This window comes from Pseudomonas sp. GWSMS-1 (genome assembly GCF_049847425.1).
Taxonomy (GTDB): Bacteria; Pseudomonadota; Gammaproteobacteria; order Pseudomonadales; family Pseudomonadaceae; genus Aquipseudomonas.
Window position 1 is genome coordinate 3,216,129 of the sequence record NZ_JBMHHV010000005.1, and the last position, 14,191, is coordinate 3,230,319.

11 protein-coding genes are annotated in these 14,191 nt (G+C 61.4%); all 11 read left to right on the forward strand.

The genetic code is table 11. The features are described from left to right. The first annotated feature begins 102 nt into the window (after positions 1-102). The 11 genes from ACEPAJ_RS18790 to ACEPAJ_RS18840 all read left to right on the forward strand — a co-directional run bounded on the left by ACEPAJ_RS18790 (position 103) and on the right by ACEPAJ_RS18840 (position 14,116). A complete protein-coding gene (locus ACEPAJ_RS18790) occupies positions 103-1,875 on the forward strand; it encodes a protein-disulfide reductase DsbD (protein WP_425916947.1) in 1,773 nt (590 codons plus the stop codon). 120 nt (positions 1,876-1,995) lie between these two features. Continuing rightward, positions 1,996-2,445 (forward strand): type II 3-dehydroquinate dehydratase, encoded by a 450-nt coding sequence (gene aroQ / locus ACEPAJ_RS18795; protein ID WP_136663217.1) that lies wholly within the window; start codon positions 1,996-1,998, stop codon positions 2,443-2,445. Between the two features lie 22 nt (positions 2,446-2,467). After that, entirely contained in the window at positions 2,468-2,926 is a 459-nt protein-coding gene (gene accB, locus ACEPAJ_RS18800; protein ID WP_274087270.1) for an acetyl-CoA carboxylase biotin carboxyl carrier protein, read from the forward strand. Between the two features lie 17 nt (positions 2,927-2,943). Beyond that, entirely contained in the window at positions 2,944-4,293 is a 1,350-nt protein-coding gene (accC, locus tag ACEPAJ_RS18805) for an acetyl-CoA carboxylase biotin carboxylase subunit (RefSeq protein ID WP_425916949.1), read from the forward strand. Positions 4,294-4,451: 158 nt separating this feature from the next. Further along, positions 4,452-5,330, forward strand: coding sequence for a 50S ribosomal protein L11 methyltransferase (gene prmA / locus ACEPAJ_RS18810; RefSeq protein ID WP_425916951.1), 879 nt, complete (start codon positions 4,452-4,454; stop codon positions 5,328-5,330). A 61-nt stretch (positions 5,331-5,391) separates the two neighbouring features. After that, entirely contained in the window at positions 5,392-6,654 is a 1,263-nt protein-coding gene (locus ACEPAJ_RS18815; RefSeq protein WP_425916953.1) for a DUF3426 domain-containing protein, read from the forward strand. A 180-nt stretch (positions 6,655-6,834) separates the two neighbouring features. Next, complete coding sequence (dusB, locus tag ACEPAJ_RS18820) at positions 6,835-7,833, forward strand: tRNA dihydrouridine synthase DusB (protein WP_425916955.1); 999 nt, start codon at positions 6,835-6,837, stop codon at positions 7,831-7,833. After that, positions 7,830-8,150, forward strand: coding sequence for a DNA-binding transcriptional regulator Fis (gene fis, locus ACEPAJ_RS18825; RefSeq protein ID WP_274087265.1), 321 nt, complete (start codon positions 7,830-7,832; stop codon positions 8,148-8,150). The genes dusB and fis overlap by 4 nt, the downstream gene beginning before the upstream one ends. A 74-nt stretch (positions 8,151-8,224) precedes the next feature. After that, a complete protein-coding gene (gene purH, locus ACEPAJ_RS18830) occupies positions 8,225-9,829 on the forward strand; it encodes a bifunctional phosphoribosylaminoimidazolecarboxamide formyltransferase/IMP cyclohydrolase (protein WP_425916958.1) in 1,605 nt (534 codons plus the stop codon). Positions 9,830-9,944: 115 nt separating this feature from the next. Further along, positions 9,945-11,234 carry a phosphoribosylamine--glycine ligase gene (gene purD / locus ACEPAJ_RS18835; RefSeq protein ID WP_425916960.1) on the forward strand — a complete coding sequence of 430 codons (1,290 nt, stop codon included), beginning with the start codon at positions 9,945-9,947 and terminating at the stop codon, positions 11,232-11,234. 101 nt (positions 11,235-11,335) lie between these two features. Beyond that, the gene (locus ACEPAJ_RS18840) at positions 11,336-14,116 is read left to right on the forward strand and encodes a response regulator (protein WP_425916962.1); all 2,781 of its coding nucleotides are present in this window, start codon (positions 11,336-11,338) and stop codon (positions 14,114-14,116) included. The last annotated feature ends 75 nt before the right edge of the window (positions 14,117-14,191 follow it).

The window sequence follows — 14,191 nt, forward strand, 5'->3', positions numbered from 1 at the left end:
CGCGGCCATTTAACCGGCAGACAACACCGCTTACAGCCTTGACCGTGCCCTGAGTCACCCGCCTCCGTTATGATGCGGCGACTCCCGCATCACGAGCCTGCCATGCACCGTTTACTCTGCCTGCTTCTGCTTTTGGTCGCACTGCCTGCCAGCGCCGGCCTGTTCGATAAGCCGCCCGCGCCCGCACAACTGGGCACGCCGCTAAACAACAGCGCCGACTTCCTGCCGGTAAGCGAGGCGTTCAAGCTGAGCTTGATCGACAGCTCCAGCACCTCGGTCAAATTGCGCTTTGTCGCTGCAGAAGGCTATTACCTGTATCGGCACCGCTTCAGCTTCAGCAGCGAGCCGGCTGATATCAGCCTGGGCCAGGCGATTCTGCCGCCAGGCAAGGCCAAGCATGATGAATTCTTCGGCGATGTTGAGGTGTACTACGAGGTGCTGGATGTCGAGGTGCCGGTCAGCAACCCGGATAATCGCCCCTTCAACCTCAATGTCAGCTACCAGGGTTGCGCCGACAAAGGCCTGTGCTATCCGCCGGAAACCAACGTGCTGGCCATTGGCGGCGGCGCAACGCCGAGCGCGGCCAACCCCACGGCCACAACACCTTGGAGCTGGACCGACCTGGCACTGTTTTTCCTTGGCGGCCTGGCGCTGACCTTCACCCCCTGCGTACTGCCAATGCTGCCGATTCTCACCGGCGTGGTATTACGCGGCCAGCCGGGCGGGCTGCGCAGCCTGGTGCTGTCGCTGGCTTATGTGCTGCCGATGGCCCTGAGCTTTGCCATCCTCGGCGCATTGATGGGCCTGTTCGGTGCCGAACTTAATCTTCAAGCGCGCCTGCAATCGCCCTGGGTGCTGGTGCCTTTTGCGGTCTTCTTCGCGCTGTTCGGCGCGGCCAGCCTGGGCTTTCTCGAACTGCGTCTACCGGCAGCCATCGATGGCCCGCTGCAGCGCCTGAGCCAACGCCTGCAGGGCGGTACGGTATTCAGCGCAGCGGCCCTCGGCGTGCTCTCCAGCGTACTGGTTTCACCGTGCGTCTCGGCGCCATTGGCCGGCGCACTGTTGTATATCAGCGCCAGCGGCGACGCCCTCGGTGGCGGCCTCAAACTGCTGGCCCTAGGCCTGGGTATGGGTGCGCCCCTGGTACTGTTCGCAGTCGGCGGCGGCGCCTTACTGCCAAGATCCGGCACCTGGATGATTACGGTACGCAACCTGTTCGGCGCACTGCTGATGGCGGTGGCCATCTGGCTGCTGGAGCGCGTCCTGCCCGGCCCAATCAGCCTGGCGCTGTGGGGTTTGCTGGCCGCAGGCGTGGCGCTCTGGCTCGGCGTACTGGAACTGACGCCGAAAACCCACCACCAAAAATTCGCGCAACTGCTTGGCCTCCCCTTACTGGTGTATGCATTGGTTGCCTGGGTCGGCGCACTGCAAGGCCAGGATGACCCGCTGCGCCCACTCGGGCGCGCGCTGCTGAGCAGCGCAGAAGCAACGCAGCAGGTGCAATCAGGCCAATGGCAAACCGTTACGACTCCGGCCCAGCTCGATGCAGTTTTACTCGCCGCACAGAGCAGCGGCCAACCGCTGCTGCTCGACTGGTACGCCGACTGGTGCATCAGCTGCAAAGTTATTGAGCGCGAGGTGCTCACCGCTCCCGAGGTCGGCCGCCAGTTGGGCGACTATACGTTGGTGCGCTTCGACATCACCGAGAGCAACCCTGCGCAGCGCGCGCTGCTTGATCGCTACCAACTGTTCGGGCCGCCAGCGATCCTGTTATTCGACGGCAAGGGTGACGAATGGCACGACCTGCGAGTCGTAGGTGAGGTGGATGCCGCAACCTTCGCCGCCCGTTTGAGTGCAGCGCGCGAACGTTTTTAGCACCTGCAGTCATATATTTGCCGCAATATGCAGCCATCGTGCTGACTATTGCAGAGAACTAGACAGCCAGACGCTGTCGCGGCATAGTCCTGCGCAGTAGAAAAACAAGGAAGCACCGCCATGGCGACCCTACTGGTATTGCACGGCCCTAACCTCAACCTGCTCGGCACTCGCGAGCCGGGGGTTTACGGCGCCGTCACCCTGGAGCAGATCAACCTCGACCTGGAACGCCGCGCCCGCGAGGCCGGCCACCATTTGCTCTACCTGCAGAGCAATGCCGAATATGAGTTGATCGAGCGCATTCACGCCGCTCAAAGCGAAGGGGTCGACTTTATTCTGATCAATCCTGCCGCTTTTACTCACACCAGCGTCGCATTACGTGACGCATTGCTGGCGGTGAGCATCCCATTCATCGAAGTGCATTTGTCCAACGTGCACAAACGCGAAGCTTTCCGCCATCACTCCTACTTTTCCGATGTTGCTGTAGGGGTGATCTGCGGCCTTGGCGCCAGCGGTTATAGGCTGGCCCTGGAGGCTGCACTCGAACAACTTGAACTTAAGCGCCCCTGACCTCACCGGGAGTTGAACCACTATGGATATTCGTAAAGTCAAAAAACTGATCGAGCTGCTGGAAGAATCCGGCATCGACGAGCTGGAGATTCGCGAAGGCGAAGAGTCCGTGCGCATCAGCCGCCACAGCAAGCAGCCGGCCTTTATGCAACAGCCGATGTACGCTCCGGCGCCTGCACCAGCAGCCGCACCGGTTGCTGCTGCACCAGCTGCCGAAGCCGCGGCCCCTGCCGCAGCCAAGCTGAACGGCACCGTCGTGCGTTCGCCAATGGTCGGCACCTTCTACCGCGCTTCCGGCCCAACCTCGGCGAACTTCGTCGAAGTCGGTTCGAGCGTGAAGAAAGGAGATATCCTCTGCATCGTTGAAGCGATGAAGATGATGAACCACATCGAGGCCGAAACCAGCGGCGTGATCGAATCCATCCTGGGCGAGAACGGTCAGCCGGTGGAATACGACCAGCCTCTGTTCACCATCGTTTGAACCGAGGAGAGCCAGCGATGTTGGAAAAAGTTCTGATCGCCAACCGCGGCGAGATTGCCTTGCGCATCCTGCGCGCCTGTAAAGAACTGGGCATCAAGACCGTCGCGGTGCACTCCACCGCCGATCGCGAGTTGATGCACCTGGGCCTGGCCGACGAGTCGGTGTGCATCGGCCCGGCTTCCGGGGCGCTGTCTTACTTGCAGATTCCGGCGATCATCGCCGCTGCCGAAGTGACTGGCGCAACGGCCATTCACCCCGGTTACGGCTTCCTTGCGGAAAACGCCGATTTCGCCGAACAGGTGGAAAACTCAGGCTTCGCCTTTGTCGGCCCGACCGCTGAGACCATCCGCCTGATGGGCGACAAAGTGTCGGCCAAGCACGCCATGATCAAGGCCGGTGTACCTGTGGTACCTGGCTCCGACGGCCCGCTGCCGGAAGACGAAGAAACCGCCCTGCAGATTGCCCGCGAAGTGGGTTACCCGGTGATCATCAAAGCCGCTGGCGGCGGCGGTGGTCGCGGCATGCGCGTGGTGTACAAGGAAGAAGACCTGATCAAGTCGGCCAAGCTGACCCGCAGCGAAGCCGGTTCGGTGTTCGGTAACCCGATGGTCTACCTGGAAAAATTCCTCGGTAACCCGCGCCACGTCGAAGTCCAAGTCCTCTCCGACGGCCAGGGCAATGCCATCCACCTGGGTGACCGTGACTGCTCGCTGCAGCGCCGCCACCAGAAGGTATTGGAAGAAGCGCCGGCACCGGGCATCGATGAAAAAGCCCGTACCGAAGTGCTGCAACGCTGCGTCGATGCCTGCATCGAGATCGGCTATCGCGGCGCTGGCACCTTCGAGTTTCTCTACGAAGACGGTCGCTTCTACTTTATCGAGATGAACACCCGCGTACAGGTTGAGCATCCGGTATCGGAAATGGTCACCGGCATCGATATTGTCAAGGAGATGCTCAGCATTGCCGCAGGCAACAAGCTGTCGTTTACCCAGGAAGACGTTGTGATTCGTGGCCACTCGCTGGAATGCCGAATCAACGCCGAAGACCCGGACAACTTCATGCCCTGCCCCGGCAAGGTCAAGCACTTCCATGCCCCTGGCGGTAATGGCGTGCGGGTGGATTCGCACCTGTACAGCGGCTACACCGTACCGCCGCATTACGACTCGCTGATCGGCAAGGTCATCACCTACGGCGCCACCCGCGAAGAAGCCATGGCGCGCATGCGCAATGCCCTGGACGAGATCGTGGTTGACGGCATCAAGACCAACGTACCGCTGCACCGCATGCTGGTACGTGACAAGGGCTTCTGCCAAGGCGGCGTGAATATCCACTACCTAGAGAAAAAACTGGGTATGGATAAGCATTAAGAACCGCTGCCTGTCAGCGCTACTGAAATGCTAAACAAGGGCTGCCATTAGGCGGCCCTTGTTGTTTCCAGTCGCGAGGCGGTGGCAGCCGCACCACCGCTTCAAGTAAGCTGCGCGCCAATTTGCGCCATCCCGCCACAACGCTCACGAGGTTTCCCATGCCCTGGTTACAAGTCCGTCTCGCCATCACTCCTGAGCAGGCGGAAACCTACGAAGATGCCCTGCTGGAAGTCGGCGCCGTATCAGTGACCTTTATGGATGCTGAAGACCAGCCAATTTTCGAACCCGACCTGGGCACCACGCCGCTGTGGTCGCATACCCACCTGCTGGCCCTGTTTGAAGCCGACACCGACGCCAATGCAGTATTTGCCCACCTGCAGTTGCTGACCGGCACTGAGCTGCCGGAGCACCAGGCTGAAGTGATTGCTGACCAGGACTGGGAACGCAGCTGGATGGACGGTTTTCAGCCGATGCGTTTCGGCCAGCGCCTGTGGATCGTGCCCAGCTGGCATGCAGCACCCGAGCCTGACGCCGTCAACCTGCTGCTCGACCCAGGCCTGGCCTTCGGCACCGGTACTCACCCAACCACCGCGCTGTGCCTGGAGTGGCTGGATGGGCAAAACCTGCACGATTGCAGCGTGATCGACTTCGGTTGCGGCTCGGGCATCCTCGCCATTGCCGCCCTGCTGCTTGGCGCACCACAGGCTGTTGGCACCGATATCGACATCCAGGCCATCGAAGCCTCGCGCGATAACGCCGGACGCAACAACATCGACCCGGCGCGTTTCCCACTCTACCTGCCCGAAGACATGCCGCAGGCGCCGGCGGACGTGGTGGTCGCCAACATCCTCGCCGGCCCGCTGGTGGCACTGGCGCCGCAGATCACCCGCCTGGTTAAAGCCGGTGGCCGCCTGGCGCTGTCAGGCATCCTCGCCGAACAGGCCGAAGAAGTGCGCGCCGCCTATGCCGACGCCTTTGACCTCGACCCAACAGCCGACAAAGATGGCTGGGTCCGCATCAGCGGCGTACGCCGCTAGGCACCGCTGCATTGCCGAGCGCTTGCGTTAGACTAACCGCCTTGTTTATTCGGATTGCCGCATGACCCAGAGCTTCGTCACCCAGTGCCTCCATTGCCGCACCAGCTTTCGCGTGAACCTCACGCAGCTGGGCGCTGCCCATGGTGCCGTGCGCTGCGGAGCCTGCCTGCATGTGTTCAACGCCGCGCAACAGCTGCGCGAACAAGGCCAACAGCTACCCGCCAGCGCGCCGGCGCCAGCACCCGCGATAAAACCGCAGCCTTTGCCCGTAACGCCCGCACCACAAGCGGCCGAGCCCAGCGCAGCAGCCCCCGCACCAGCCAGCAACATAGCCAGCGACACCTTGTGGATTCACGACGACCTGGACCTCGACAGCCTCGACCTGGATGAAGAGCTGGCCAAGCTCGAAGCCCAGGAACAGCAGATGTCCAAGCAGTTTCTGGCGATTGATAGCGCCCCAAAGTACGCCGAAACCTTTCTGGCACCCGAACCCGTAGAGCGCGACCCGCACGACGAGCGCTGGGCCGAAGCCCTGCTGCATGACGAGCTGAACACACCGACCGCCAGCCAGCAGCCGACGCCCGCGCCGCTCAGTACGATTGAGGACGAACCTGCGCTCAACATCAGCACCAGCGAACGCCGCCTAGAACCTGAAATCGAACATATTGAACTGCACGCCCAGCGCGACAGTTTTACCGCGCACGCAGACAGTTCCATTGATGAAGAACCGGGCTTAGCCGCACCGAAAAAAGCCGAGCGCAACGAGCCGCAATTGCGTGACGAGCACCTGTTCGAGCTGGATGACGAGCCATTAGAACTGGACTGGCAGCCGCCGAAGAAGCCCTGGGGCCGCTGGATTGGCTGGACCGTGCTGAACCTGCTTGGCGCCAGCGCCTTGGCCGGCCAATACGTGATCTATCACTTCGACGAACTGGCGCGCCAAGATCAGTACCGCCCCTGGTTTGAACAGCTGTGCCCGGCGGTCGGCTGCCAGCTGCCATCCAAGGTCGATATCAGCCAAATCAAAAGCAGCAACCTGGTGGTGCGCAGCCACCCCGAGTTCAGCGGTGCACTGGTGGTCGATGCCATTCTTTACAACCGCGCGCCCTTCTCGCAGCCCTTCCCGCTGCTGGAAATACGCTTTGCCGACATCAATGGCCAACTGCTCGCCAGCCGCCGTTTCAAACCCAGCGAATACCTCGCCGGCGAGCTGGCCGGCAACGCCGAAATGCCACCGCAGACGCCGATTCACATCTCTCTGGACATCCTCGACCCAGGCACCCAGGCGGTGAATTACAGCCTGAGCTTCCACTCGCCGGAATAGCCGAGACCATGAGGTTTGCTGGCGGATCCGCCACAACCAAACCCATCGCGATAAGCTCAGAGCTGTTCATAATTTGTTCAAAACAGCCTTTCTCCGGTCATCCAGAGCGGGTATCATGCCCACCCTTTTTCGCACTCTCCTATTGGTCTCAACAGCACGTCTCTTGAGCAGGGAAGCCCTATGTCGGCGCTACGCATCGGCCCTTACACATTGCCAAACTCGCTGATCCTCGCCCCCATGGCGGGCGTCACGGACCAGCCGTTTCGTCAGCTGTGCAAGCGCATGGGTGCTGGTTTGGTGGTGTCGGAAATGGTCACCAGCGACATGCGCCTGTGGCACACCCGCAAATCGAGCCTGCGCATGATGCACAGCGGTGATCCCGAGCCGCGCTCGGTGCAGATCGCCGGCGGTGATCCGCAGATGCTTGCCGAGGCGGCGCGCAAGAACGTCGAAATGGGCGCACAGATTATCGACATCAACATGGGCTGCCCGGCCAAGAAAGTCTGCAATAAGGCTGCCGGCTCCGCCCTGCTGAAAGATGAAGCGTTGGTTCGCGAGATTGTTCAGGCCGTGGTCGCCGCCGTCGATGTGCCGGTGACCCTGAAAATCCGCACCGGCTGGGACCGCGAGAACAAGAACGGCGTCACCGTAGCGAAAATCGCCGAAGACGCCGGCATCGTTGCGCTGGCCGTGCATGGCCGCACCCGCGCCGACCTGTACATGGGCGAGGCCGAATACGACACCATTGCCGCGATTAAGCAGGCGGTGTCGATCCCGGTGCTGGCCAATGGCGATATCGACTCGCCAGAAAAAGCCAAGGCCGTGTTAATGGCCACCGGCGCCGATGGCCTGCTGATCGGCCGTGCAGCGCAAGGGCGGCCGTGGATATTCCGTGAAATCGAGCATTACCTGCGTACCGGTGAACACCTCCCGGCACTTGGCCTGCTCGAAGTGGAACATATTCTGCTTGAACACCTGGCTGCACTGCACGCCTTCTACGGCGATGTAATGGGCGTGCGTATCGCCCGCAAGCATGTCAGTTGGTATCTCGCAACCTTGCCGGGCGCCAAGGAGTTTCGCGCCCAATTCAATCGTCTGGACAGTAAGGACGCGCAGTGCGCCAACGTTCGCGAGTTTTTCAGCGAACGGCATAACAATGGAGAAGGGGTGGCCGCATGACGATGTTGACTGAGACTTTAGGAAGTGAAATGGCTCCTGCGAGTGACAACAGTAGTTTGAAGCAGCACCTCAATACGCCAAGCGAAGAAGGGCAAACCCTGCGTGGCAGCGTTGAGAAAGCCTTGCATAACTACTTCGCCCACCTAGAGGGCGCCGACGTCTGTGACGTCTACAACCTGGTGCTGACCGAAGTGGAAGCGCCGCTGCTGGAAACCGTGATGAATTACGTCAAGGGCAACCAGACCAAGGCCTCCGAGCTGCTCGGCCTGAATCGCGGCACCCTGCGTAAGAAACTCAAGCAATACGACCTGCTGTAACCCCCAACTCCCGAAAAGGGCGGCCCACATGAGCCGCCCTTTTTGCTGAAACCACCGCCCTGATGGACTCTGAAATGACCGACCAGACCACCCGCCTCCCCGTTCGCCGTGCCTTGATCAGTGTTTCCGACAAGACCGGCATCCTTGAGTTTGCCCGTGAGCTCGTCGCCCTCAATGTGGAGATCCTGTCCACCGGTGGCACCTACAAACTGCTCAAAGACAACGGCGTACAAGCCGTGGAAGTGGCTGACTACACTGGCTTCCCGGAAATGATGGACGGTCGCGTCAAGACCCTGCACCCGAAAATTCACGGCGGCATTCTCGGCCGTCGCGCCCTCGACGGCGCCGTCATGGACGAGCACGGCATCAAGCCGATCGACCTGGTCGCGGTCAATCTCTACCCGTTCGCCGCCACCGTGGCCAAGCCGGGCTGTGACCTCGCCGACGCCATCGAAAACATCGACATCGGCGGCCCGACCATGGTCCGCTCCGCGGCGAAGAACCACAAAGACGTGGCCATCGTGGTCAACGCTGGCGACTACGCCGGCATCGTCGACTCTCTGAAAGCCGGCGGCCTGAGCTACGCCCAGCGCTTCGACCTGGCGCTGAAAGCCTTCGAGCACACCGCGGCCTACGACGGCATGATCGCCAACTACCTGGGCACCATCGAACAGAGCCGCGATACGCTGTCGACTGCCGAGCGCAATCTGTTCCCGCGCACCTTCAATACCCAGTTCATCAAGGCGCAAGACATGCGCTACGGTGAAAACCCGCACCAGAAAGCCGCGTTCTACGTCGAGCATGCCGACGAAGCCTGCGTGGCGACCGCCGTGCAGCTGCAGGGCAAAGAGCTGTCGTTCAACAACGTGGCCGACACCGACGCAGCGCTGGAATGCGTGAAGAGCTTCGTTAAACCGGCCTGCGTCATCGTCAAGCACGCCAACCCATGTGGTGTGGCCGTCGCCCTGGACAGCGAAGGTGGGATTCGCCAGGCCTACGAGCTGGCCTACGCCACCGACACCGAGTCGGCCTTCGGCGGCATCATCGCCTTCAACCGCGAGCTGGACGGTGCCACCGCCCAAGCCATCGTTGAGCGTCAGTTTGTCGAAGTGATCATTGCGCCGAAAATCAGCGCTGAAGCACGCGCTGTAGTCGCTGCCAAAGCCAACGTCCGCCTGCTCGAGTGCGGCGAATGGCCGGCTGAGCGCAGCACCGGTTGGGACTTCAAACGCGTCAATGGCGGCCTGCTGGTACAGAGCCGCGACATCGGCATGATCACCGCCGACGACCTGAAGATCGTCACCCAGCGCGCGCCGAGCGAGCAGGAAGTGCACGACCTGATCTTCGCCTGGAAAGTGGCCAAGTTCGTCAAATCCAACGCCATCGTCTACGCCAAAGGCCGCCAGACTATCGGTGTCGGCGCCGGCCAGATGAGCCGCGTCAACTCCGCACGCATTGCTGCAATCAAAGCCGAGCATGCTGGCCTACAAGTGGCGGGCTCGGTGATGGCCTCCGACGCCTTCTTCCCGTTCCGCGATGGTTTGGATAACGCGGCGGCTAATGGCGTCACCGCGGTGATCCAGCCGGGTGGATCGATGCGCGACGCAGAAGTGATTGCCGCCGCCGACGAAGCCGGGATTGCCATGGTGTTTACCGGAATGCGCCATTTCCGTCATTGATGGCGTGGTGGATGGCTGCGGCCATCCACCCTACATCGCACCGATTTTGTAGGGTGGATAGCGTTTTTTCTATCCACCGAACGGGCCCAAGGCCCGCCTCCACAGGGAGAGAAACATGAATGTATTGATCATCGGCAGCGGCGGTCGTGAACACGCCCTGGCCTGGAAAGTCGCGCAAGACAAGCGCGTCACCAAAGTCTTCGTGGCCCCGGGCAACGCCGGCACCGCGACAGAAGCCAAGTGCGAGAACGTCGCCATCGACGTGCTTGATATCCAAGCGCTGGCCGACTTCGCCGAGCAAAACGTGCAGCTGACCATCGTCGGCCCGGAAGCGCCGCTGGTAGCGGGCGTGGTTGACCTGTTCCGCACGCGCAAACTGGACATCTTTGGCCCCACCGCTGCCGCCGCGCAGCTGGAAGGTTCCAAGGCCTTCACCAAGGACTTCCTCGCCCGTCACGCGATTCCAACTGCCGATTACCAGAACTTCACCGAAGTTGAACCGGCCCTGGCTTACCTGCAAAAAGTCGGCGCACCCATCGTGATCAAGGCCGACGGCCTCGCGGCGGGCAAAGGCGTGATCGTCGCCATGACCCTGCAGGAAGCGGAAGACGCCGTGCGCGACATGCTCGCCGGCAACGCGTTTGGCGAGGCTGGTTCACGCGTGGTGATCGAAGAATTCCTCGACGGCGAAGAAGCCAGCTTTATCGTCATGGTCGATGGCGCGAACGTGCTGCCGATGGCCACCAGCCAGGACCACAAGCGTGTCGGCGACGCCGACACAGGCCCGAACACCGGCGGCATGGGCGCTTACTCGCCCGCCCCGGTGGTCACCGCAGACGTGCACAAGCGCGTGATGGATGAAGTGATTTATCCGACCGTGCGCGGCATGGCCAGCGAAGGCAATGTTTACACCGGCTTCCTCTACGCCGGGCTGATGATCGACCAGGCTGGCAAGCCGAAGGTGATCGAATTCAACTGCCGCTTCGGCGACCCGGAAACCCAGCCGATCATGGTTCGCCTGGAATCTTCCCTAGTGTTGCTGGTCGAAGCCGCACTGGCCAAGGCACTGGACAAGGTCGAAGCCACCTGGGACCCACGCCCGACAGTAGGTGTGGTGATCGCTGCCGGCGGCTACCCCGCTGATTACGCCAAGGGTGATGTGATCGAAGGGCTGGAGGATGCCGCGCAACTGGAAGGCAAAGTCTTCCACGCCGGCACGGCACTGAAGGACGGCCAGGTCATTACCGCTGGTGGCCGCGTGCTGTGTGCCACCGCCATCGGCCGTACCGTGGAAGAGGCTCAGCAGCAGGCCTACCGCCTGGCCGAGAAGATCCGCTGGAACGGTAGCTTCTACCGCAACGACATCGGTTACCGCGCGATTGCCCGCGAACACGCAGAAAAGTAAACGTAAAGACGACAATGGTGGCTAAATGGCCATCATTGTCATATTACCCAGACAAACAGCTTGGCTATAATCTGCCCACCTAATATTGAAGGGAACTCATTGTGCGCCGGCTGAGGATTGCCACCTACCTGCTACTCAGCACCCTGCTGATGGCGCTCACCGTAGCGTCAGCTCAAGCAGACGCACAGGTTGCCTGGTCAAGCCTTAGCGACCCGGGCGCCGAGCTACAACTCAATGACGTGCGCAGCGCCGAACGCCGAGCGCAGTTCCAGCCCATTGACCTCACCCAGCTCTACACACCAGGCGGCAACAGCACACTGTGGCTGCACCACCGCCTGCCAGCGAATACCGATGCGCAGATGCTGCGTTTGTTCGCCCCTTACCTGGCCTACCTTGACCTCTATGTGCTGCAAAACGATGAGCTCATCGCGCAGGCCCATACCGGTAGCAACCTACCGCTCTCCAGCCGGCCACTGGCCAGCCGCGACTTTCTCTTGCCGCTGCCGATCAGCGAGCAACCGCTAGACCTATATCTGCGCATGGCCTCCGATCATGCCTTGCGCCCTACCATCACCCTGCAGAGCGCCCAAGCCTTAGCGGCCGATGATAATCGCCCGTTGCTCTTCGGTCTGTTAATCGGCTGCCTGCTCATGCTGGTGGCTTATAACCTTGTGCGCTATGCGTACATTCGTGCCAACAGCAGCCTCTGGTTGGCCGCGATGCAAACCTGCCAAGTGATCGTGGCGATAAGCCTGCTGGGCATCAGCACGCCCTGGCTGGGTGAGTGGCAAAGCCTGCAGCCACAGATCGTCAACCTGTCGATGCTGCTGGTGGCACTCTGCGCGCTGTGTTTTACCGCCAGCTTCTTCCATAAGGTTTGCCCCAACACGCTGCTGAACTATCTGCTTGGCGGCGAAGTGGCGCTGATCGCCGTGGTATGCGCGGTTCTACTGGTCGCAACCAACCTGCAGCTCAACCAGATGGTCTACCTGCTCAACGCGATTGCCGGCTTGAGCATCCTGCTGGTCGCGCTCACCCACTGGCGGCATGGTTACCAACCCGCGCGCTTGTTCAGCCTGGCGGCGCTGGTGTTCTGCGCGGCCTTTATCTGCGCCCTGCCCGTTTTCTTTGGCTACGGGTCAGTGCAGAGCGAATCGATCGCCTACGCCCTACTGGGCGCCACTGTCGTTAGCGGTTTTATCCTCAGCATGGCCATGAGCGAACGCCAACGCCGCATTCTGCAGGAGCACTTCAGCACCAGCAGCGCGCTCGCCGCCAGCACGGCCGAACTAAAAGCCAAAGCCGAGTTTCTCGCCAAGATCAGCCACGAAATCCGCACACCGATGAATGGCGTGCTCGGCATGACTGAGCTGCTGCTCGGCACGCCGCTGTCCGCTAAGCAGCGCGACTATGTGCAAACCATCCACAGCGCGGGTAATGAACTGCTGACCCTGATCAACGAGATTCTCGACATCTCCAAGCTGGAATCCGGGCAGATTGAACTGGATGACGTGCAGTTCGACCTCAACGCGCTGATTGAAGACTGCCTAGACATCTTCCGCGCCAAGGCCGAGCAGCAGAAGGTTGAGCTGATCAGTTTTATCCAACCGCAAGTGCCACGCGTGATTAGCGGTGACCCCACGCGCCTGCGCCAGACCCTACTGAGCCTGCTGGACAACGCCTTCAAGCAAACCGATGAAGGCGAAATTCTGCTGGTGGTGGCGCTCGACAACAATAGCGACACCGCACGCCTACGGATTGCTGTGCAGGACAGCGGCAAGCCACTGGATGCCAGCGAACGCGACGCCCTCCTCAACGCCGAACTGCACAGCAAAGACTTCCTCGCGGCAACAAAGCTGGGCGGCCGCCTTGGCCTGATCATCGCCCGCCAGCTAATCCGCCTGATGGGCGGCGAGTTTGGTATCCAGGGTGGAAACAGCCGGGGCTCAACCCTATGGCTGACCCTGCCGCTGGATGCCGCACGCCTGGAGCTACCCACCGCCGACCTCGACGCCTCGCTGCAAGGCGCACGCCTGCTGGTGGTGGACGACAACGACACCTGCCGCAAAGTCCTGGTGCAGCAATGCAGCGCCTGGGGCATGCGCGTCAGCGCGGTGCCGTCGGGTAAAGAAGCGCTGGCCCTGCTGCGCACCAAGGCGCACCTGCACGAGTACTTCGATGCCGTGCTGCTGGACCAAGAAATGCCCGGCATGACCGGCATGCAGCTGGCGGCTCGCATCAAAGAAGACGCCAACATCAACCACGACATCCTGCTGATCATGCTCACAGGTATCAGCCAGGCCCCGAGCAAGATCATTGCGCGCAACGCCGGGATCAAACGCATTCTGGCCAAGCCGGTGGCCGGCTACACCCTGAAAACCACCCTGGCTGACGAGCTGGCGCAGCGCGGCAAGGGTGAATCGCCGATGTTCAGCCCCGCACCGGTCAGTGCCCCCCTTAACGCCCCCAGTGACTTCCGCATTCTGGTCGCCGAAGACAACACCATTTCCACCAAAGTGATTCGCGGCATGCTCGGCAAGCTCAACCTGCAGCCTGATACCGCGAGCAACGGTGAAGAAGCACTCAGCGCGATGAAAGCGCAGCAGTACGATCTGGTGCTGATGGATTGCGAAATGCCCGTGCTCGATGGCTTCTCCGCCACCGAACAGCTGCGCGCATGGGAAGCCGCCGAGCAGCGCCCGCGCACCCCAGTGGTGGCGCTGACCGCGCACATCCTCAATGAACACAAAGAGCGCGCGCGCCAAGTGGGCATGGACGGGCACATGTCCAAACCAGTGGAAATGTCGCAGTTGCGTGAACTGATTGAGCACTGGGTGGCCGAGCGGGAAATCCGCCTCAAGCGCGCCGCCTTGCCATCCTGATAGGGTCGTCGGGATTGCCCGGCGGCCTCTACACTCGTACCCTGCCTCCCCTTATTGATCGAGACGAGTCCTAGT

Excerpts from the sequence above, each read along its gene's own strand:
- accB (WP_274087270.1), top strand. The coding sequence starts at position 2,468 with ATGGATATTCGTAAAGTCAAAAAACTGATCGAGCTGCTGGAAGAATCC.
- ACEPAJ_RS18815 (WP_425916953.1), top strand. The coding sequence starts at position 5,392 with ATGACCCAGAGCTTCGTCACCCAGTGCCTCCATTGCCGCACCAGCTTT.
- aroQ (WP_136663217.1), top strand. The coding sequence starts at position 1,996 with ATGGCGACCCTACTGGTATTGCACGGCCCTAACCTCAACCTGCTCGGC.
- purD (WP_425916960.1), top strand. The coding sequence starts at position 9,945 with ATGAATGTATTGATCATCGGCAGCGGCGGTCGTGAACACGCCCTGGCC.
- prmA (WP_425916951.1), top strand. The coding sequence starts at position 4,452 with ATGCCCTGGTTACAAGTCCGTCTCGCCATCACTCCTGAGCAGGCGGAA.
- fis (WP_274087265.1), top strand. The coding sequence starts at position 7,830 with ATGACGATGTTGACTGAGACTTTAGGAAGTGAAATGGCTCCTGCGAGT.
- accC (WP_425916949.1), top strand. The coding sequence starts at position 2,944 with ATGTTGGAAAAAGTTCTGATCGCCAACCGCGGCGAGATTGCCTTGCGC.
- purH (WP_425916958.1), top strand. The coding sequence starts at position 8,225 with ATGACCGACCAGACCACCCGCCTCCCCGTTCGCCGTGCCTTGATCAGT.
- ACEPAJ_RS18790 (WP_425916947.1), top strand. The coding sequence starts at position 103 with ATGCACCGTTTACTCTGCCTGCTTCTGCTTTTGGTCGCACTGCCTGCC.
- dusB (WP_425916955.1), top strand. The coding sequence starts at position 6,835 with ATGTCGGCGCTACGCATCGGCCCTTACACATTGCCAAACTCGCTGATC.